This is a genomic window from Paenibacillus sp. FSL R10-2748 (assembly GCF_038005565.1).
Classification (GTDB): Bacteria; Bacillota; Bacilli; order Paenibacillales; family Paenibacillaceae; genus Paenibacillus; species Paenibacillus polymyxa_B.
Genome location: NZ_JBBOTK010000003.1, coordinates 118,574 through 138,712 on the forward strand (window position 1 = coordinate 118,574; position 20,139 = coordinate 138,712).

At 43.9% G+C, this 20,139-nt stretch carries 17 protein-coding genes; 5 read left to right on the top strand and 12 right to left on the bottom strand.

The genetic code is table 11. From position 1 onward, the window contains the following. Positions 1 to 79: 79 nt before the first annotated feature. The 4 genes from gnd to NSS66_RS10485 all read right to left on the bottom strand — a co-directional run bounded on the left by gnd (position 80) and on the right by NSS66_RS10485 (position 5,226). Entirely contained in the window at positions 80 to 1,483 is a 1,404-nt protein-coding gene (gene gnd / locus NSS66_RS10470; protein ID WP_023991060.1) for a decarboxylating NADP(+)-dependent phosphogluconate dehydrogenase, read from the bottom strand. A gap of 106 nt (positions 1,484 to 1,589) precedes the next feature. Then, positions 1,590 to 2,936 (bottom strand): GntP family permease, encoded by a 1,347-nt coding sequence (locus NSS66_RS10475; RefSeq protein ID WP_023991059.1) that lies wholly within the window; start codon positions 2,934 to 2,936, stop codon positions 1,590 to 1,592. A 27-nt stretch (positions 2,937 to 2,963) separates the two neighbouring features. Then, positions 2,964 to 4,502 (bottom strand): gluconokinase, encoded by a 1,539-nt coding sequence (gene gntK, locus NSS66_RS10480; RefSeq protein WP_076295175.1) that lies wholly within the window; start codon positions 4,500 to 4,502, stop codon positions 2,964 to 2,966. After that, a complete protein-coding gene (locus tag NSS66_RS10485; RefSeq protein WP_028540932.1) occupies positions 4,495 to 5,226 on the bottom strand; it encodes a GntR family transcriptional regulator in 732 nt (243 codons plus the stop codon). The genes gntK and NSS66_RS10485 overlap by 8 nt, the downstream gene beginning before the upstream one ends. A 317-nt stretch (positions 5,227 to 5,543) precedes the next feature. Here NSS66_RS10485 and NSS66_RS10490 point away from each other — a divergent pair, with 317 nt between their 5' ends. After that, on the top strand, positions 5,544 to 6,839 hold the full coding sequence (locus tag NSS66_RS10490) for a GntP family permease (protein WP_023991056.1): 1,296 nt from the start codon (positions 5,544 to 5,546) through the stop codon (positions 6,837 to 6,839). 21 nt (positions 6,840 to 6,860) lie between these two features. Next, entirely contained in the window at positions 6,861 to 8,006 is a 1,146-nt protein-coding gene (locus tag NSS66_RS10495) for a glycerate kinase family protein (RefSeq protein WP_340958906.1), read from the top strand. Positions 8,007 to 8,144: 138 nt separating this feature from the next. Here the strand turns inward: NSS66_RS10495 and NSS66_RS10500 are convergent, their stop codons facing one another. From NSS66_RS10500 to NSS66_RS10520, 5 genes are all read right to left on the bottom strand, one after another. Beyond that, positions 8,145 to 9,185 carry a CdaR family transcriptional regulator gene (locus NSS66_RS10500; RefSeq protein WP_028540929.1) on the bottom strand — a complete coding sequence of 347 codons (1,041 nt, stop codon included), beginning with the start codon at positions 9,183 to 9,185 and terminating at the stop codon, positions 8,145 to 8,147. Between the two features lie 287 nt (positions 9,186 to 9,472). After that, positions 9,473 to 10,594, bottom strand: a complete 1,122-nt coding sequence (locus tag NSS66_RS10505) for an RDD family protein (RefSeq protein WP_340958907.1) — start codon at positions 10,592 to 10,594, stop codon at positions 9,473 to 9,475. A gap of 314 nt (positions 10,595 to 10,908) precedes the next feature. Beyond that, a complete protein-coding gene (locus NSS66_RS10510; protein WP_279833151.1) occupies positions 10,909 to 11,781 on the bottom strand; it encodes a GNAT family N-acetyltransferase in 873 nt (290 codons plus the stop codon). A gap of 89 nt (positions 11,782 to 11,870) precedes the next feature. Beyond that, complete coding sequence (locus tag NSS66_RS10515) at positions 11,871 to 12,341, bottom strand: MerR family transcriptional regulator (protein ID WP_023991051.1); 471 nt, start codon at positions 12,339 to 12,341, stop codon at positions 11,871 to 11,873. Next, positions 12,335 to 13,063 carry an SDR family oxidoreductase gene (locus NSS66_RS10520; RefSeq protein ID WP_023991050.1) on the bottom strand — a complete coding sequence of 243 codons (729 nt, stop codon included), beginning with the start codon at positions 13,061 to 13,063 and terminating at the stop codon, positions 12,335 to 12,337. The genes NSS66_RS10515 and NSS66_RS10520 overlap by 7 nt, the downstream gene beginning before the upstream one ends. 150 nt (positions 13,064 to 13,213) lie before the next feature. Here NSS66_RS10520 and NSS66_RS10525 point away from each other — a divergent pair, with 150 nt between their 5' ends. Next, positions 13,214 to 15,166: a BglG family transcription antiterminator gene (locus tag NSS66_RS10525; protein WP_338533003.1), complete on the top strand. Its 1,953-nt coding sequence runs from the start codon at positions 13,214 to 13,216 to the stop codon at positions 15,164 to 15,166. Between the two features lie 165 nt (positions 15,167 to 15,331). After that, the gene (locus tag NSS66_RS10530) at positions 15,332 to 17,338 is read left to right on the top strand and encodes a PTS fructose transporter subunit IIABC (protein ID WP_340958908.1); all 2,007 of its coding nucleotides are present in this window, start codon (positions 15,332 to 15,334) and stop codon (positions 17,336 to 17,338) included. 88 nt (positions 17,339 to 17,426) lie between these two features. On the opposite strand, the gene NSS66_RS10535 is transcribed toward NSS66_RS10530, so the two are convergent. Together NSS66_RS10535 and NSS66_RS10540 are read right to left on the bottom strand one after the other, a co-directional pair. Beyond that, on the bottom strand, positions 17,427 to 17,594 hold the full coding sequence (locus NSS66_RS10535) for an EamA family transporter (protein WP_305954070.1): 168 nt from the start codon (positions 17,592 to 17,594) through the stop codon (positions 17,427 to 17,429). Positions 17,595 to 17,632: 38 nt separating this feature from the next. Next, positions 17,633 to 18,547 (bottom strand): phosphatidate cytidylyltransferase, encoded by a 915-nt coding sequence (locus tag NSS66_RS10540; RefSeq protein ID WP_071558026.1) that lies wholly within the window; start codon positions 18,545 to 18,547, stop codon positions 17,633 to 17,635. A 95-nt stretch (positions 18,548 to 18,642) separates the two neighbouring features. Here NSS66_RS10540 and NSS66_RS10545 point away from each other — a divergent pair, with 95 nt between their 5' ends. Next, positions 18,643 to 19,185: a hypothetical protein gene (locus NSS66_RS10545; protein ID WP_068939222.1), complete on the top strand. Its 543-nt coding sequence runs from the start codon at positions 18,643 to 18,645 to the stop codon at positions 19,183 to 19,185. Between the two features lie 18 nt (positions 19,186 to 19,203). On the opposite strand, the gene NSS66_RS10550 is transcribed toward NSS66_RS10545, so the two are convergent. Beyond that, positions 19,204 to 20,094, bottom strand: a complete 891-nt coding sequence (locus NSS66_RS10550; RefSeq protein ID WP_023991045.1) for a diacylglycerol/lipid kinase family protein — start codon at positions 20,092 to 20,094, stop codon at positions 19,204 to 19,206. Positions 20,095 to 20,139: the final 45 nt, after the last annotated feature.

Sequence of the window (20,139 nt, forward strand, 5' to 3'; positions counted from 1 at the left end):
AAAATGTATTCCAAAGGAGTGCCCTAATGAAGGGAAAAACCACTTCATTAGGGCACTGGAGATTTACTACCACTATCGATCACTGCCAGTTTGTGTGAAAGGACCCTGCTGCATCACTTCGTTCATAAGTATGGGCACCAAAATAATCCCTTTGTGCTTGCAAAAGGTTAGCATTCGAAATGCCTGTCCGGTAACTATCATAATAAGTAAGTGAAGCACTTAAACATGGAAACGAAGTGCCAGAATTAATACCCTCACAGACAATTTTTCGTAATCCTTTTTGATACTCTTTAACTTTTTCAGCAAAATACGGGGCGATTAATAGATTAGCCAAATTCGGCTGTTCTTGATATGTTTCGCTTATTACGTTTAAGAATTCAGCACGAATGATGCAACCACCACGGAAAATAAGGGCAATATCCTTTAAAGGTAAATTCCATCCGTAAAGTTCAGAAGTCATTTTATATTGTATAAATCCTTGCGCGTAGGCACAAATTTTACCCATATAAAAAGCTTGTCTAATGTACTCAATCCACAAATCTTTATTTAAACTTCGCTGATCAATCCCTGGTCCTGTTAGAATATTTTCTGCATAAACTCGTTCTTCTTTTAAAGAGGAGATGTAACGGGCAAACAATGACTCTGTAATAATGGATGATGGGATCCCATTGTCAATTGCTTGAATGCTTGTCCATTTACCAGTGCCCTTTTGCCCTGTTTTATCAAGAATCACATCGATTAGTGGTAAGCCTGTTACATCATCCTTTTTCCGTAAAATCTCTGCTGTGATTTGGATTAAATAACTTTTTAGCTCCCCTTGATTCCATATTTCAAAGATATCAGCAATTTCATTCACAGATAAACGTAACCTTTTTCTTAAAAATGTATAGGTTTCTGCGATTAATTGCATATCTGCATACTCGATTCCGTTATGTACCATTTTTACAAAGTGACCGGACCCTTTTGGACCCATATAAACACAGCAAGGGTCTGCGTCCACGTGGGCTGCTATTTTTGTTAGAATAGAAGCTGCTTTTTCATATACGTTTTTATCTCCACCAGGCATGATCGAAGGTCCATTTAAAGCCCCGACTTCGCCGCCGGAAATACCGATTCCTAAATAACCGATTCCTTTTGACTTCAATTCATCATATCTACGTTCCGTATCTTTGTAATGGGAGTTACCACCGTCCATAATCACATCGCCTGCTTCAAGGAAGGGTACTAATGTACCTATTACCGAATCGACCGGTTTGCCCGCTGTTACCATAAGGAAGATTTTCCTTGGAGTTTTTAAGGAGTAAACAAAATCTTGAATTTCGTAGTAAGGATGGATGGAGTGACCTTCACTTTTTTTAACAAGATCATCCGTTAAATCCCTCGTATAGTTATAGACAGCGACTTGCTCACCCTTACCAGCCATGTTCAAGGCGATATTACGGCCCATTACCCCTAAACCAATGACACCAATTGTGTTGGACATTTTTCTGCTCCTTTTATTTGAAATGAATAGGCCGTAGATCCTCACTTATAGGCTTAGAAAATTCTAAGAAAAATAAGTGGGGGATCTACCGCCCGGGAATCATGGTTTATACGAATAAACTTAGTACTAAAATAAATCCTAATCCAGCTACAGAAATGATGGTCTCAAGCAATGTCCATGTTGCAAATGTTTCTTTCATACTTAAACCAAAATATTCTTTAAACATCCAGAAACCAGCATCGTTAACATGTGAAGCTATTAAACTACCCGCTCCCGTTGCAAGCACAACTAAAGCAAGATTAACGTCGGATTGTCCTAACATCGGAATAACTAAACCAGCGGTTGTTAAAGCTGCAACAGTTGCAGAACCTAAGGAAATTCGTAATATTGCAGCGATAATCCAGGCAAGTAAGATGGGTGATAATGTAGTTCCATTGAATAATTCAGCTACATAGTCACCTACGCCGCCATTAATCAGTACTTGTTTGAAGGCTCCGCCACCCCCAATGATTAAGAGCATCATCCCAATATGAGTAATAGCCGTTGTACAAGATGCCATTACATTTTTGATTGGAATTTTCCGTGCTATTCCCATGGTGTAGACAGCTACCAGTAAGGAAATTAACATGGAAGTTGATGCATCACCAATAAAACGGATCGCTGCTAGTAAACTGCTATCTTCAAATCCCATTGTTTTTTGAAGCAAAGTAATAACCGTAGCAATAGACATTAAAATAACAGGAAGCATTGCAGTAAATACACTGATACCAAATCCCGGAGTTTCCTCGGATTTAAATACTTTTTGTTCACCTAAAGAGGCAATATTACCGGTTTTCGTAAATGATGCAGGTACGAGTTTTTTGGCAAGCTTAGTAAATACAGGTCCAGCTAAAATAACGGTTGGAATGGCAATAATGAAACCGTAAAGTAAAACCTCACCAAGGTTCGCGCCATATTCACCAGCAATAACTGTTGGTCCTGGATGTGGAGGTAAGAAACCATGTGTTACGGATAAAGCTGCAACCATCGGAATCCCGAGATATAAAATAGAAACCTTTAATTCTTTTGAAATGGCAAATATGATTGGAATTAACAATACTAATCCTACTTCAAAAAATAACGCCACACCGATAATGAATGAAGCAGCTACGACTGCCCATTGGATATTTTTTTCACCAAATTTGTCTACGAGGGTCATGGCAATTCGTTGAGCACCACCAGAATCAGCGATCAACTTACCTAACATCGCTCCAAGTCCAAAGATTAACGCTAAGTGACCAAGGGTTCCGCCTAATCCGGCTTCGATGGTTTTGACAATTTCCTCTAATGGCATTCCAAGTGCTAAAGCGACGCCGAACGATACAATGATTAATGAAATAAAGGTATTCAATTTGAAGCCCATGATTAAAACTAATAATGCTAAAATTCCAATCGCTACGATAACTAATGGCATTGTAATTACCCCCTGCTTTTTATCTTTTTAGTGTTTAATTAAGCTTCTTTGATAATTGGAAATCCGTGTATAATCATCTTCTAATACTCTGGATAGGTTAATGAAAATCGGCAGCAATTTCCTATATTCCTTGGTCGCTTCTTCTTTTGGTGTATGTTTGTTGGTACTGCCAATCATTTCAGAAACGACTTCAAAGGACTGGATTTGTCCGGTGGTATACAAGCCTAAAATACAAGCTCCTAGACAAGAACTTTCGTAGCTTTCTGGAACGACGACTTCAGATGAGAATATGTCAGACATCATTTGCCGCCAAACATCTGATCTTGCGAAGCCTCCAGTAGCTTGAATTCGGGTCACAGGACCGTCCATACATTCGGTTAATGCTAAAAATACGGTGTACAAATTGTAAATGACTCCTTCTAGGGCTGCGCGAATCATATGTTCTTTCTTATGTGACATCGTTAAACCGAAGAATGAGCCACGTACGTCTGGGTTCCATAATGGCGCACGTTCACCAGCCAGGTACGGATGGAATAACAATCCGTCAGATCCTGGTCTTACACGTTCAGCAATCTTGGTTAGTACATCATATGGATCAATTCCTAGCCTTTTCGCTGTTTCCACTTCTGATGAGGCAAGTTCGTCGCGGATCCAGCGAAGGACCATCCCGCCATTGTTCACCGGCCCCCCAATAACCCAGTGCTTTTCTGTTAAGGCATAACAAAATATTCTTCCCTTTTCGTCTGTTTGAGGCTTGTCTAAAATGGTTCGAATGGCACCGCTTGTCCCGATTGTGACGGCAACTTCGCCTTTTCGTATCGCATTTACACCTAGATTAGAAAGGACTCCATCGCTAGCTCCAATGACAAACGATGTTTGTGGATCGATCCCCATCTTTTTTGCTAAATCTGAATCACAGTTGGTAAATATTCTGGTTGTTGGCACGAGCTCAGATAATTGAGAAGGGGTTATACCAGCAATTTTTAATGCCTCTTCATCCCAATCTAATTTTTCTAGATTCATCATACCCATGGCAGAAGCTAGGGAATAATCCACTACATATTGATCAAAGAACTTTTTAAAAATATATTCTTTAATTCCGATATACTTTTTAACCTTGACAGCGGTTTCAGGAAGGTCATTCACAATCCAAGCTATTTTTGTTAATGGTGACATGGGGTGAATGGGTGTTCCTGTTCGTTTATAGACTTCATGGCCATTCAGCTCATCTTTTATTTTATGTGCCCACGCTTCACTGCGATTATCTGCCCATGTAATACAAGGCGTCAGTGGGCGGTCATTTTCATCCATCGCAATGACACTATGCATGGCACTGCTAAATGAAACAAACGATAGCTTTTTTTGTGAGTGATGTTTCATTATATTTGAAGTGGCTTGCAGAACAGCCTGAAAAATCTCTTCTGGGTTTTGTTCAGCTGTTGCTATATCCGGTGTATAAAGCGGGTATCCAATATTCTCTTGTTGGATGACTTCGCCTTTTTCGCTAAATAGAACGGCTTTCGTACTTGTGGTTCCGATATCTACACCTAACATATAGTTAGTCATTTTGTTGCACGACTCCTTTAGATAGCATTTGTTGTGACATCCATAGGTCTTCTACTTTACCTTGAACATCATCAAAGTTTTCATGTAGAGACTTGATCATGAGGTCTCTATCTTTTGCTTTGATTGCTTCAATATAAAGTTCGTGATTGTTTATAATCCGTGTAAAGTCTTCATACTTTTCTTTAAAACGCATACGCATCGACAAAAGAATGAGACTTTCCATAACAGGCTTTAAATTATTCCAGATCATCAGAATATGTGAATGATTGACTGCACGAATAATCGTTTCATGGAACAAGACATCTTGATATGAAAACTCATCAGCATCACTATATTTGAGGGCGACTTTCATCATTTCGAGTATTTTACTAAGTTCCTTCGCCAAATCATTAGTGTCCATCTTTACAAGACGTTCAAATACGAAGGATTCTATGAGCAGACGGACATCATAAATTTCTTCTATTTCTTTTTCTGATAGGCCAATAACAACGGCTCCCATTCTTTCTAATCGAATGATATTTTCGGATGCCAGTATTTTTAACGCTTCACGAATGGGTGAGCGACTTACAGTGAAATCAGCAGCTAGTTTATTTTCGGATAATATGGTACCGCTTTCAATCCCGCCAGAAATAATGCGCATTCTAAGCTCGGATGTTACGCGATCACCAGCAGAGGCTTTTAAAAGCCATTTGGAGGGATATAGGAATTCTGATTCGACCATCATTTCACCTTCTTAATTAATCAAGTATACTTGTATACAGGTATTATAATCTGAAATTTTAAATTTGCAAGCGTATACATTAAATTTGTTTTGTAACGCCTCGATACATAAAATGAAAATTGCATATTAAGACATAGATCCTGTTTGGATCTTCTCATATATAGTGCTAGACTCAATACTGATTTCATCTATAGGTTCCAATTGAAGTTCCGATTTTTTGTTCAAATGCACAATCAATTTCGTCTGTTCTTCAATATTTTTAACATGCGGCAATCGATATAATGAAAGCGTAATCAAAAATTACCCGGGGGGTTAGACAGATGGAAGGATTGACGATCAGTTGGATAGGAGCTCTGGCAGGGCTGGCTATTGCAATTATTCTGATATTAAGAAAGCTGAATCCGGTTTACGCTTTATTTTTGGGAGCTATTGTAGGCGCTTTATTGGGCGGAGCCAATCTGGAGCAGACGATCAGCGTGTTAATAAGCGGTACGCAAAGTGTGATGGGGACGGTCATTCGTGTGCTTGCCGCAGGTGTATTGGCAGGTGTAATGATGGAATCCGGGGCAGCGGAGACGATTGCGCAGGCTATTGTAAAGAAGTTCGGCGGCAGTAAAGCGATACTCGCACTAGCCTTGGCGACGATGATTATTACGGCGGTAGGTGTATTTATTCCCGTTGCCGTGTTGATTGTGGCACCTATTGCATTGTCGGTCGGTAACAAAATGGGGATTTCCAAGCTGGCGCTCCTGTTGGCTTTGTCTGGAGGCGGAAAAGCGGGGAACATCATCTCTCCCAATCCTAATACGATTGCAGCGGCGCGCGGATTTAATCTGGATTTAAGCCACGTGATGTTGGCGGGTGTGGTTCCTGCGATATGTGGTTTAATCATGACTGTTTTGGTGGCGTCTATGTTGAAAACCAAAGGTGTGAAGGTGTCCGACCAGGATATCATGGACAGTGACGTCGATACATCGAAATATCCAGCGTTGGGACGGGCAATTGTAGCCCCGCTGGTAGCTGTTATTTTGCTGATGATTAACCCGATTGGTTCTATTTCCGGTATTGAAGCACTTTCGAGTTTCAAGGTGGATGCGATGTACATTTTGCCGATCGCTGGGATTGTGGGTATGCTGGCCATGGGGCAAGGGCGCAATATCTTAAAGTATTCGGCCTCCGGTTTAAATAAAATGACGGCGACTGTGCTGATTTTGATCGGTGCAGGCGGGATTGCTGGTCTGATCTCTGCTTCCAACTTGTCTGCTCAGGTGGTTGGCCTGATTGAAGCTTCGGGAGTTTCCGGTACATTTTTGGCACCGCTTGCAGGTATTCTGATGGCAGCTGCTACGGCGTCCACCTCGACGGGCGTTATTTTGGCAACAGGCTCGTTTGGGGAAGCCATTCTGAACATGGGAACGGCCCCACTCGCTGCAGCTGTGATGGTGCATACAGGAGCTACAGTCATTGATTCCTTGCCGCAGGGCAACTATTTTCACGTCACGGCAGACAGCATGAAAATGAGCATTAAACAACGGATGGGCTTGATTCCTTACGAAGCTATTGTGGGTGGAACGATGGCAATTGTAGCGACAATCATGTATGGATTTTTACTTTAATATTCACGATGGGGTGAGAAGATGAGAGAGAAAACGTTTGTGCTGGCACCAGATTCTTTTAAAGAAAGCATGACGGCTAAAGAAGTGTGTATCGCGATGGAGAATGGACTGCGCAAGGTCTATCCGGCGGCGAATTATGTCCACGTACCGATGGCGGACGGCGGTGAAGGAACGGTGCAGTCACTGGTGGATGCGACAGGCGGACAGATTCGTTATATCGAGGTGACAGGACCGCTTGGAGAACCTGTAACTGCTGCATACGGCCTGCTGGGAGACGGCACCACAGCGGCAATCGAGATGGCATCCGCCAGTGGAATCCATTTGGTGAACAAGGATAACAAAAACCCGTTAAAGACAACAACCTACGGAACAGGGGAGTTAATCCGTGAATGTCTGAACCAGGGAATTCGAAAAATTATCATCGGCATTGGTGGAAGCGCAACGAATGATGGCGGTACAGGAATGGCGGAAGCGCTGGGCGCCAGATTTCTGGATACAAAAGGCAATACTCTTCCGCGCGGCGGCGGTAGTCTGGGCGAGCTGGCCAGTGTTGATATTTCATCACTGGATGACCGCTTGCAGCAGGTACAGTTAATTGTAGCCTGTGATGTGACAAATCCGCTGTGCGGAGAGCATGGGGCATCTCAAGTATTTGGGCCACAAAAAGGGGCAACTCCGGAAATGGTGCAGCAATTGGATGCCAATCTTGCTCATTACGCCGATGTGGTGAAGCAGCAGCTGGGCAAGGATGTGCGCGATCTCCCAGGCGCAGGCGCAGCAGGTGGATTGGGTGCGGGCTTATTAATTTTCACTCAGGCGGCGCTGCAAAAAGGCATTGAAATTGTGATTGAATACACAGGTTTAAAACAAAAGCTCGCCACTGCCGATATCGTTTTGACGGGGGAAGGCGGTATTGATTTTCAGACCAAATTCGGTAAAACTCCTTATGGAGTAGCCCAGGCGGCAAAACAGTCTGGTAAAAAGGTCATTGCGGTCGCAGGTTATATCGGGGAAGGGATCGACACGTTGTACAAGGAAGGAATAGATGCGGTGTTCGGCATCGTACCGGGAGCCTCGGAGCTCGGTAAGCTGCTGGCCGAAGGGCCGCAAAACGTAGAGCGTACGTGCGAGAATATCGCAAGAGTACTTCAATTGAGCGAGAAATGAACAGATGGAGAAGCGGGTTTTAAACATAAAACGGCATCATACAAATACGATATAATACGAGCGCTCGCCTGAGAAATTTGGGAGACGGCGAGCGAAAATATGGTGTTACTGGCGCATGGTCTGGCGTGATACAGCAGTTCATTGATACAGTGCCAATAAGCCGTGCGTAAGCTCAAAAAGCTGAAGGAGATTCCGGGGATCTTTACCGGTTAAGGTATGAATGCGCTTCAGGCGGTATTGCAGCGTATTTCGGTGAATATTTAATTCATCTGCGGTAAAGGAGACACTGCCGTTATGGTTAATAAAGCTTCGCAGCGTATCCAGCAAATCCACGGTATCTTCCAGCTTGCTAACCAGATAGATCGTATTCGTCAGGTTCGTTTGACTCAATTTGACCAGAAATTCGACTTCCGCAAAAGAAATTTTTTGCACAGGCGGGCGCAAAGCCAGTAAAACATTCATAGCTGACTTGGCCTGCATATAAACATCCGCAATGTTGATCTCTTGTCTGCTGACCGTAACCAGCACATCGGGATGGCTGCGCACAAGTGGCTCTAGCAGTTTGTCTGTCGGCTCCTGATTTTGTATTAGGATGAGATAGCAGTCTTCCTCCATACGAAAGGATGGATGCTGCATAAATATATTGGACAACTCGGCTAAATGAGCTGGATCAGTAGGCAGGTACTTTACATATACAGCCGAAGTTTTTAGAAGCAAATCAATGTGATATTGGGCTGCTTCTTTTTTTATTTTTTGCGTGTAGGCTCCCTGATGATTTAACAGCATTTCCAGCACAGATTTTTTGCGGTTGGCTTCGTGGGCCAGATGCTCCAAGGAGATCCGCTGTTCAATCAGGAGAGACACCGTAGTTTTAACAATATTGCAAAAAGGACGCACTTCATCAGGATTGCCTGAAATACCAATGACACCAACTAACTCATGATGAATGACAATCGGTTCATTGGTTCCCTTTTTCTCATAGTGGCCGTCCTGCCACACTTCAACCATTTTCCCAGTTTCGAGCGCCTGAACAGCTCCTTGGTGAATGGTTCCGATTCGTTCACTCTCGCCGCTGCCAATGATGATGCCTCGTTCATTCATAATATTGATATTGTATGGAATATCCTTCATCATTTTGTCTACGATGTCTTGGGCTTGTTTTTCGGAGAGCTGAAACAAAATCCGGATTCCTCCTTTATCTATAGTGATATAGCGTATTTTAATGTATCACCTTAATGAAAGGGTTTCCAATTTATTGTGCATCTGAACAATATGATAAAGCGGATTACCGAACATGTCAGTCAATTTTATCATAGATGTGAAATTGCAGCATATTATAATAATCCATTAAACGATGTTATATATTTTTGCATTGAGTGTAATCTAGAGTATAGTTGTACGCAAAAAAACAGGGCTCATAGGAGCACCTGCTTTTTGTCTATCCTTTTTATTGCCAGCCACGCTGTCTAATGACGGACCTCGCGGAAGCTGTAGATAATATCATGTAGCTCTTTCTTAAAACGACTATATTTAGATGCGGGCGTATATCCGAGCACCTGATAATAATCATTTTCGGTCTCAATAATCGCCACATGGGTGACATAATGGTTCACATCTTTTTGTCCTTTAATCGTAAACTCAATGGCAGGATATCCATGAATCGTTGTGTTAGATGAAGGTCCTACAGTAAAGAGATTAAACTCTTTGGTCATGTTGTATTGAATTTTCTTTGTGTAGTGCTGGAGAGTTACATTGCCCAATTCCTTTTTCGAATTGGATACTACCGCAACGGACTTTTGAATGTACGGATTAAATATCGCAATCTCTGCTTTTCCTTCACGGTCCGGGTCTGTTGACCAGTCCAGCGGGGCCGTGATTTGAAATCGTCCATCTTTACTTACATAGCTTTGCTCTTTCTTGCTCACTGGAGCTTCAGGAGGTACGTAACTGTCTGCAAGTATAAAAATAGCATTTACAAACGAGGCTCCCAAGATCACCATTGCAGTAAAAAATATAAAGAGCGAACGTTTCATTGTCTTTTTGTTAATCGGCTCTAAATCCCGTACCTTTACAACATATGTACCTGCAGCTAAATCACCAATTCGTTGTCTTGATGCAGTTACTAACACACTGATACCAGCAGGTATCCCACCCATTAGCAACGGATTGGTGTCTATGAGTCTGAGCAGCGTACGAATGAGTGATTTAAGAAAACCAGGAGGCTTTCCTTCCCCGTTAACCACCTTAATACGAAAAACGAACTTACCCAGCGTATAGCCTGTGTAACCTTCCAAAAGCAAATAATAGCTGAAGAAAGCAATAAGCAGAATACAACGGGTTGCAATCGCTAAAGGCAAAAACCATCTGTCCGTTATTTGAATGACAGAAATAAAAAAACAAATATACCCGATTACAAAAAATATGCAATCAAAAACTGTTGCTCCCCACCGTCTAAACAGAGTAGAATTCCCGTATGTTTTTGATAACGCCGCTATCCTGTTTGGATCTACCCCATAATTTTGACCATGCTGAATGTACGTCTGTCTTGAAGTTTCCTGCGGATTGTGTGATATGTGCTGTTCGTCCAAAAAATACACCTCTTCTTAATAATTGAAAACACACTCCTTATATTAACGGTCATTTTACAATCCATGTTTAGGAAAACATTCTATAAACAAAGAAATTATTATAAATATCCCTTCCTCTCATTGAACCGCATTCAGGCGCTAGTAGAGCCAGAGAATGCACAATCCTTGCGGTTGCTTGAAAAAGCAGGCTTTCGGCAAGAAGGGCTCCTCTCCCAATATGAATTTACGTTAGGGAAATATGATGATCTTTACATGTGCGCATTGGTCAAATCAGAGTATATCAATCGTTCTCAGAAATGATAGATGTAGGTGAATCAAGCGGGAGAGCTTGGATTCAGCGGCATACCCATTTCATATTGCTCAATGGAGTCTTTCGAGAGACCTATTTTTTGGATAAAGCCTTCAAGAGAGTCATTGTCAGACAGACAGATGTACACCTTCTCAATCTTTTGGATCTCTGCTGCTCTATGAAGGAGGGCGCATCCTAATCCTTGGTTGCGATGCTTAGGATCGACCCAAAGAAAGTTGATTTTACCCTTAGCACTCATGCTCACCATGCCGAGGCACGTTTGATTTACTTCGTAGATGCCGAGAAAAGCTTCCTGTGTACTAGTGGCGTAATAAGGTGTGTCACTTTGCCAATGGATGTGGCAGTCGATAAGGGTCTTTCGAAAAGCTGCGATGTCATCAAATGTAACTTCCTTAAGAATATACGAAGATGAGAGGGCAGCGGGTGGGGTGGAGGGCAGAGTGCCGTTGTAGTATTTCAGCGTATAGCGTGGCTGATAGCCTTGCTTTTCATATAATTTGACGGCCCGATGATTATCCTTGATGACTTCGAGCCATAGCTGCTGGCAACCCGCGGAGATGGCTGTTTGTTTATGTAATTCCAGCAACTTGTTGCTAATCCCCTGACCACGGTAAGCCGGGGCGATGCATAGCGTGCCGCAACGCATGGTCTTGTACCCGTCGAACTGCCGGACACCGCCAAGAATTAAGCCGATCGGTTGATCCTCATCCATGGCAAGGAAAGAGTGATTCCGTGTATTACCCTCTGGACCAAAAAAACGTGCTGCGAAATCGTCCTGATCCGTGGTCAGACGAATGGAATAATCCGAGAACCCAAGCGAAAATGCTTGGAAAATGTGTTCCATACTGACGTCATTGCATCTCACATAGGTGATCACCGTTATTCCCCCTAGAAATTCATACTATATTTGGATTATAGGGAATTAAGGGAGCTCCATCAATCTCCCGCTGAAAATAAAAAAACCCCTTAAAAAAGGGGATTGGTGCTGGGTGTTGTAGGGTTGCAATTCGTGTCGCTAAGATCAGGATTGGTAGAGAGGTCACGATAATGGTTGAGCTTATATTCAATAATTTTTTGGGTTTCCATCAGTCTGGAAATTTCTTGTTGAATCTTCTGATTATGTTTCTCAAGTAAGGAGTGTCTGATCGGAATGGTGCTGTTGCCTTGCATCGAAAGTTCTCGATAATGCTTCATTTCCTCTATAGTCATTCCAGTAGCTTTTAATCGGGTTAAAAAGATAATCCCCAGAATCTGATCTCTACTGTAGAACCTGTGTCCGTTAGCCTTTCGTTCTGCATAAGGCAGCAAGCCAATTCGCTCATAATAGCGTATAGTATCTTCTGTTAAACCTGTTAGTTCTGCAGCTTGACTAATAGAGGTTATGGTCTCCGGAATTTCCTGCAAAGTATCCCACTCCTTAATTGTAACGATTACCAAGGCACTTCTCCATTCGAGTCGAAAAACCCTCCTGACGGCCCGTCATTATTTAAAGTGGCTAAACGAACAACGACAGCAGCAGCTTGTTGTACCGAACCCGGTCCTGTAAAGCCATTTAAGTCAGTGGCGGTAAAGCCAGGGTCAGCCGAATTAATTTTGAGAGGTGAGTCTTTGAATTCTTTGGCAAGGGTGACGGTGAACATATTAACCGCTGCCTTGCTGCTATTGTAGGCAAGCAAATTAAATTGTGCATGCTCATGCTCAGGATCGCCATTATAGGTTAACGAACCAAGGCCACTCGACAAGTTAACGATTCTACCACAAGGAGATTCTTGCAATAAAGGTAGCATGGCTTGCGTCACGGCGACCAAACCGAAAAAGTTCGTTTCATACGTTTCTCTTAAATCGTTCAAAGAGAACTGACTTGGAGGAGTGGCTCCTCCTAAAGATATGCCGGCATTGTTGATTAGTACATCAAGGGAACCGAATTCTTGTTTGATCTGTTGGACTGCGGAATCAATCGTACTTTGATTCGTCACGTCTAACAAAATCAATCGGGCTTCTACTCCCTCATTAGCCAACTTAGCCACCGCTTCCCGGCCGCTCTGCTCATTCCGTGAGCCAATCAGGATTGTAATACCCATCCCCCCCAATTGTCTGGCTGTTTCATACCCGATGCCTTTGTTGGCCCCAGTAATAAGAGCTGTTTTCCCAATAGTCATGAGCGATTCCTCTTTTCATTATTCTTGAATTTGGCGGCCACCATGCTTTAAATGTACTACTTGGAGTATACTTAAAGTCAACACAAAACCAGCAAAAATATAGCTCGAAATGCCCTGGACATTCTTTATTTTGGAAGATGGGAGAATGGAATGAATAAAAGGCAAATGGAAATTTTACGCATGTTGTTAACTGAACCGGACCGGTTGTGGTTAGCGCAGGATCTGGCGGATCTGACCGACTGCTCTGAAAAGACGATCCGCAACGATCTGAAAGTAATTGAAGATTATATCGTCAAGCATTCTGATGCCAATCTGGTGAGAAGGCCGGGACGCGGCATTTATCTGGAGATGGGTGAAGCGGATCAGAATGAATTGTTCCATCGACTGTATGCGGACGAGAGTACAGCCCAACATGAGTCGGATGAGGAAAGGGTGCTGCATCTCGCCTATCGGCTCTTGATGAATGCCAAGCCTGTGACCATCCAGGATCTAGCTTCACAGTATTATGTGAACAAGACGGTGATTCGTAGAGATATGGAGAAGATCGATGGCTGGCTGCATAGCTTTGATCTAGCCTTAATTACCAAGCAGCGCGTAGGCTTGACCATTCAAGGCTCTGAGAAAAATAAGCGAATCGCTTTGGCGCGGATGAACCAGCTGATTGACAGTCCTGAGTTAACAGGACAGATGATGCGCAAACAGTTTGAATCGCACGAGATTACAACCATAAATCATGAATTAAAAGCATTTCAAAAACGCCATGAGCTCAGCTTTACTGACGAAGCTTTCGAAGCTCTAATGCTGCATATCCTCTTAATGGTCAAACGAACCAAGATGGGACAACCCATTTCGCTCTCCAAGCAGGACATTGCCTTTTTGCAGGAGAGACGCGAATTTACATGGGCTACGTCTTTTTTGCAGCAGTTGCAAAAGTTGTTTGCTGTGCCTTTTTCCAAGGAAGAGACGGCGTATTTAACTCTGCACCTGCTTAGCGGGAAGTTCCGTTACCAGCAGGAGGGAAGAACAGGAAAACAAGGTGAGCTGGCAGATAGCCACCCGCTTTTGCCTGAGTTGATTGAGCAGTTAGTTCGGCGGATGTCCGAGCTGAATATGATTGCCTTTTCCAAGGACAAGATGTTACTGAAAGGGTTGAATGTCCATTTATATACGACCCTGAACCGTCTTCAATATGGGTTGACCGTGTCCAATCCTATGCTGGCCGAGATCAAGAAGATGTACCCCTACATGTTCGACCGAGTTATTATTACACTGGAAGAGGTGGGGAAATGGATCCGGCTATCCTTTCCCGAGGAGGAAGCGGCGTATTTAACGCTGCATTTTCAGGCTTCTGTGGAGCGATTGCACCAGAAAGAGAGTCATCCCCAGAGAGCCATCATCGTGTGTCACATGGGCATCGGTATGTCCCAACTGCTACGCACCAAGGTGGAACGTAAATTTCCGGCTGTACATGTGGAGACAACCCTTTCCAAAGCAGAAGTCCAGGACTATCTGGCAGCCCAGGAGGTGGATCTCGTCATTACCACTGTAGATCTCCCAGAGATGAACGTTCCGCATATTCTCGTCTCTCCCTTGCTGGATGTCAAGGACGAACGTCGACTGGAGCAAGTGATCCGACGACTGGATGAGCCGGAACATAGGGCAGCAGAAGAATCGGTATTTTTTAAATATACAACACCTTTTTTGGTCTTTCCCCAGCAGGAAGTGCAGCATCCGGAACAATTGATCTCCAAGCTGGCGCAAATACTGGAGGACAAAGGATATGTGGAGCCTGGTTATGTGGACAGCGTACTGGCGCGAGAAAAAATGTCGGCCACGACGATTGGGGGAGGCATAGCCATCCCGCATGGCGGTTCTGAGTGGATAAGGCAGTCCTCCATTGTAATCGCTACCTTGAAGCAGCCGCTTACCTGGGGAACCGAGAAAGTAGAGCTTGTGTTCTTGCTTGCGGTCAAACAGGATGGGCGGGAAGAAATGCGCCAGTTATTTAAGGAATTGTCCCTGATCAGTGAGCAGCCTGCTTTGGTTCATGCCTTATCTAAGGAGACCGATGCGATGAGATTATTAGGGAGAATGAAGGGATAAACTAAAAAAGCTGTGCTCTGGAACAGGACTTATAGATAAGTCCTGTTTTTTGCCGGTATAATTCCGTTTTTCCGAAAGTTCCGGTAAAAAGTTCGTCCGATAACAGCAAGATAGGCGTTTATACTATCAATGTAAGCGGAAACAACAGAGAGAAGGGGAATGACTATGAAGATATTGGCGATTACCTCATGTCCTAACGGAATTGCACATACGTATATGGCAGCTGAGAATCTGCAAAAGGCAGCAGCAAAACTGGGCGTCGAGATGAAGGTCGAGACACAAGGCTCCATTGGAGTCGAAAATCAACTGACCGAGCAGGAGATCCGTGAGGCAGATGGCATTATTATTGCAGCGGATAAAACGGTGGTTAAAGACCGCTTCGTCGGTAAGAAACTGCTGGTCGTTGGCGTACAGGATGGCATTCGCCGTCCAGAAGAATTGATCCAGCGGGTGATGAAGGGTAATGTACCAGTGTACCAAGCAGAGTCACGTTCTGCCGAAGGTAGCTCACAGGAGAACAAACCGAAACAAAATCCCATCTACCGCCACTTGATGAACGGTGTATCCTATATGGTACCCTTCATCGTCATTGGGGGATTGCTCATTGCCATTGCGTTGACGATTGGCGGTGAGAAGACACCAGGCGGTCTGGTTATACCGGACGGTTCATTCTGGAAGACGGTTCAGGATATCGGTTCGGCTTCGTTTACCTTTATGATACCGATCCTCGCCGGATTTATCGCGATGAGTATTGCAGATAGACCGGGGCTTGCACCAGGTATGATTGGCGGATTCATTGCTGCGAACGGCAGCTTTTATGGAAGTGAGGCGGGGGCTGGATTTATCGGCGGCATTATCGCTGGTTTCCTGGCCGGTTATGTTGCACTTGGGATTCGGAAAATTAAAGTTGGCCGAGCATTACAGCCGATCATGCCTATTATTATTATCCCTGTATTGGCATCTTTAATTGTAGGATTAATCTTTGTCTTTGTGATTGGTGCTCCAGTCGCACAATTGTTTGAAGCATTAACAGGTTGGCTTGCAGGTATGCAAGGTACAAGTTCAATTCTATTGGCATTGATTCTAGGTGCGATGATCTCCTTCGATATGGGTGGACCTGTGAACAAAGTCGCTTTCTTATTCGGTTCGGCTATGATCGGCGAAGGGAATTATGAAATTATGGGGCCAATCGCCGTTGCGATTTGTATCCCGCCAATTGGGATGGGACTTGCAGCGATGATCAACAAACGTAAATTTGCACCTGAAGAACGCGAGGCTGGGAAGGCAACATTCACGATGGGTTTGTTCGGTATTACCGAAGGTGCGATTCCATTCGCGGCGCAAGATCCACTACGTGTTATTCCCAGTATCATGGTAGGGTCCATGGTCGGCTCTGTCATCGCCATGTTGGGAAATGTAGGTGATAAGGTAGCTCACGGTGGACCGATTGTAGCTGTACTTGGTGCAGTGGACCATGTGCTTATGTTCTTCATCGCCGTTATTGTCGGCGTAGCCGTATCGGTTGTCCTGGTAAGCTTGCTGAAAAAGGATATTGCAGCAACTGTAACTTCGGATGCTGCTGGGGAAGCGATGCCTGGACATTCCACCGCAGGGGCTGGACAATCTGCGATTACTACAAAGGCCGCTGCGGAGTCATCTGCATCAACAACTGTCACAAATAACGGGCCGGCCGTGTCTTCGCAAACCATTCACATTGAGAAACTGACGGATATTGTAACAATGGATCTGATTAATTTGGATCTGGAAGGAACGACACGAGATGCTGTGGTTGATGAAATGATCAGAGCACTTGAGAGAACTGGAGCCGTAAGCTCTGCCAGTGATTTCAAACAGGCGATATTAGCCAGAGAGGAAGAAGGCTCCACAGGCATTGGAATGAATATTGCCATTCCTCATGGCAAATCGGAAGCTGTCCTGAAGCCAAGCGTGGTCTTCGGCATCAAGCAGGGCGGTGTTGACTGGAATAGTGCAGACGGAAGTGAAGCAAAACTGATTTTCATGATTGCCGTACCGCGCAACAGCAAGGAAAATGCGCATCTGAAAGTACTGCAGATGTTATCGCGTAAGCTGATGGATGATCGTTTCAGAGAAGCGCTCCTGGCGGTTAAAACGAAGGAAGAAGCATATCAATTGCTGGATCAGGTGCATTAATTCCAAGCGATAAGAACTTGAATCAAAAAAAAGAGGCTCCCGAAGTTTCAGCCGGGAGCCTCTTTTCTTGAGAAGGTCTTTGCGTAAGTCAGCGGCGTTCACCGCGTGATATAAGTATGATGCCGAGAAATACAAAGCCTGCACCAGCCAGATGAGCCAATGAGAAGGATTCACGGAGGATGATATAGGACAGCAGTAGTGTGCTGACGGGAATACAACCCCGTGAGGATAGGCTGCTTTTTTCACAACAAGATATTGTGTTCCATGATCATCTAGGTTTGAGCCATGTAATCGCTACATAAAGTCAAAAAAATAACGGATCACGTGAAAAAAGACGGGCGAGGTGTAGGTCAAGCTATCCACCCGACTTAAATAGCTTTTTTTCAAAGCATCGAACTTGTCATCATCGCCGATTAATAAATCCCGCTTCAGCACGGAAACCGTTAAGCTACCGAAGAAACCGCTCAAGCTAATCAGCATGCCGAAAATAATTCCAAATTTCAGGTCAAACGGCGTCAGATAGGGATAGATAAGATAGGAACCCGCTATGGTTACGGGAAAAGCGAATGCAAAGCCTTCCCAAGTTATATTGGGATTGGATGTCGGGACGATTTTCCGCTTTCCGAAATAGAGTGATGCTAGATAGTGTACGACATCATTGAGCTGCGTCAGTACCACTAGAAAAAGTACAAGTTTTGCTCCGTATTGCGGCGTAGCAAACTGAAAATAGGCCAGATGACTCAACCCGAAAACCATCAGCATGAGCCCCCATTGGGTCGAACTGACACTGCGCAGAAAACCAACCGTTCCTTTGTTGATCAATCGCGGGAGCGGTAGCAGCAAGAATACATAGATAGGGATAAAGACAATAAACATTCCATACCACCCGATATAAATCCAATAAAATTGTACGGGAATCGCTAAGTACGCCCATAGAAACAATCTGCGATCAGCTTTTCTGGATCTAATCATGGAAAAGTATTCTTTTAGCGCAAAAAAGGTGAGTGCCATCAAGGAAAGCAGTGAAACGATCGGATTGAAAAGAGTTGCCAAGCAAAAGATAAAGAACATACCCCACCATGTCTTGATGCGAAGCCCAATAGCTGCATAGTCTTTGTCTGGCTGTGTTTTGACTACCACTATATAAATCAGATGGATGACCAATAAGGCTGCGAAAATAAGGATTAACGTTAATAGCGAACTGTCCATTACCACTCACCAACTTATCGCGAAATAGGATTCCATTAAGGCTCCTATGTTATTATGAAGGAATAATTCAAACTTGATAAGGGGAAATTTCGTAAATGGTAGCAGATCAATCCGTCTTTATCTTGCTTACGAATACGGGAACGTTTCTTACGAGAGTCATTAAAAGCTATACGAGAGCGCCATACAATCACGCCTCCATTTCCTTCGACCGGGAACTTTCGGAGTTATACAGCTTCGGGAGAAAGACCCCTAATAACCCTCTGGATGGTGGTTTCGTGAAAGAGGATATTAAGACAGGTACATACAGCAGATTTCCGAATACAACATGTGTTATCTACGAGCTTCAAGTAACCGACCGTGAAGTTGAAAAAATGAAGCGAGTTTTACATGTATTTATCCGAAGTCGTCAAAAATATATGTATAACTTACTGGGTTTGATTGGTATTGCACTCAAAGAACCAGTCGAGTTCAGCAATTCTTATTTTTGTTCGCAATTCGTCGCAGAAATTTTACAGCGATCCGGCATAAAAATATGGAACAAGTTGCCCGCTCTTGTTACGCCAGACGATTTTCGTCAAAGTGATCGATTCCATTTGATCTACGAGGGGAAATTGAGCGAGTATGATCCTCAAGCTTGAGGATCAGCACCGCATTACTTAGACCTCTTCCGGCACAATTACCTCAATATGACGTGGTAAAATACCAAGCTCGATAGGCAAAGACGGCCCTTCCTCACCATCTACATTCGTACTGACCGGTTCTGCAGAGCTGACACTTACATGCTTTGCGGTAAAGTAAACGATATCACTATGATCCTTCAGGTTGCCTAAAAATAAGGATATGCTGGCCGTCACGGTGTTCAATATATTGAGGTTTTTGAAAATAAAGCAGTGAAGCAGACCATCGTCAACAGCCGCATCGGGCGCCAGTTTCTCGAATCCGCCAACTGAATTGGTCAAAGTAGCCAAAAAGAGTGGGGATTTTCCTTCCCAGATATTGTCATCATAGCGGACGATAAGGGAGTGGGCAGGATGGCTGATAAGCTCTTTCATGCCTTCTTTGAAGTAGGCAAACGTGCCAAACATGGATTTATCGTCTGATGATACAGCTGATAGCGATTCAGCAAGTGAACCTGTGGCAACAACATTGGCAAACATTCGGCCGTTTAAGAGACCCATATCTACGTTTTTCACGCGGGCAGAAGTCAGTGTACGGATCGCTAGCTCGGGACTTAGCGGAATTTGCAAGGCACGGGCAAAATCATTGACTGTCCCCAGGGGAATGACACCCAGTCTTGGACGATGGTCTTGATCAATGAAACCGTTGATTGTTTCGTGAAGTGTGCCATCCCCGCCGATGGAAACGACTAGGTCACAAGCTTCCTCACACGCATTGACGCAAAAACGAGTGGCGTCCAGTTCCTTTGCCGTCTCTTTAACCGTAACAACGTATCCTTGATCACGTAGAATTTCTTCTACGCTTCTGACATGTTGGAGGGATTCCTCTTTGCCGGAAGAGGGATTTACAATAATCATAGCTTTCTTCATATACATGTTCCTTTCTCTGGGGAAAGTCTGGGTTACCAACTCTTA

Coding starts and splice junctions, on each gene's coding strand:
- gnd (WP_023991060.1), bottom strand. CDS start 1,483: ATGTCCAACACAATTGGTGTCATTGGTTTAGGGGTAATGGGCCGTAAT.
- NSS66_RS10475 (WP_023991059.1), bottom strand. CDS start 2,936: ATGCCATTAGTTATCGTAGCGATTGGAATTTTAGCATTATTAGTTTTA.
- gntK (WP_076295175.1), bottom strand. CDS start 4,502: ATGACTAACTATATGTTAGGTGTAGATATCGGAACCACAAGTACGAAA.
- NSS66_RS10485 (WP_028540932.1), bottom strand. CDS start 5,226: ATGATGGTCGAATCAGAATTCCTATATCCCTCCAAATGGCTTTTAAAA.
- NSS66_RS10490 (WP_023991056.1), top strand. CDS start 5,544: ATGGAAGGATTGACGATCAGTTGGATAGGAGCTCTGGCAGGGCTGGCT.
- NSS66_RS10495 (WP_340958906.1), top strand. CDS start 6,861: ATGAGAGAGAAAACGTTTGTGCTGGCACCAGATTCTTTTAAAGAAAGC.
- NSS66_RS10520 (WP_023991050.1), bottom strand. CDS start 13,063: ATGACTATTGGGAAAACAGCTCTTATTACTGGGGCCAACAAAGGCATC.
- NSS66_RS10525 (WP_338533003.1), top strand. CDS start 13,214: ATGAATAAAAGGCAAATGGAAATTTTACGCATGTTGTTAACTGAACCG.
- NSS66_RS10530 (WP_340958908.1), top strand. CDS start 15,332: ATGAAGATATTGGCGATTACCTCATGTCCTAACGGAATTGCACATACG.
- NSS66_RS10540 (WP_071558026.1), bottom strand. CDS start 18,547: ATGGACAGTTCGCTATTAACGTTAATCCTTATTTTCGCAGCCTTATTG.
- NSS66_RS10545 (WP_068939222.1), top strand. CDS start 18,643: ATGGTAGCAGATCAATCCGTCTTTATCTTGCTTACGAATACGGGAACG.
- NSS66_RS10550 (WP_023991045.1), bottom strand. CDS start 20,094: ATGAAGAAAGCTATGATTATTGTAAATCCCTCTTCCGGCAAAGAGGAA.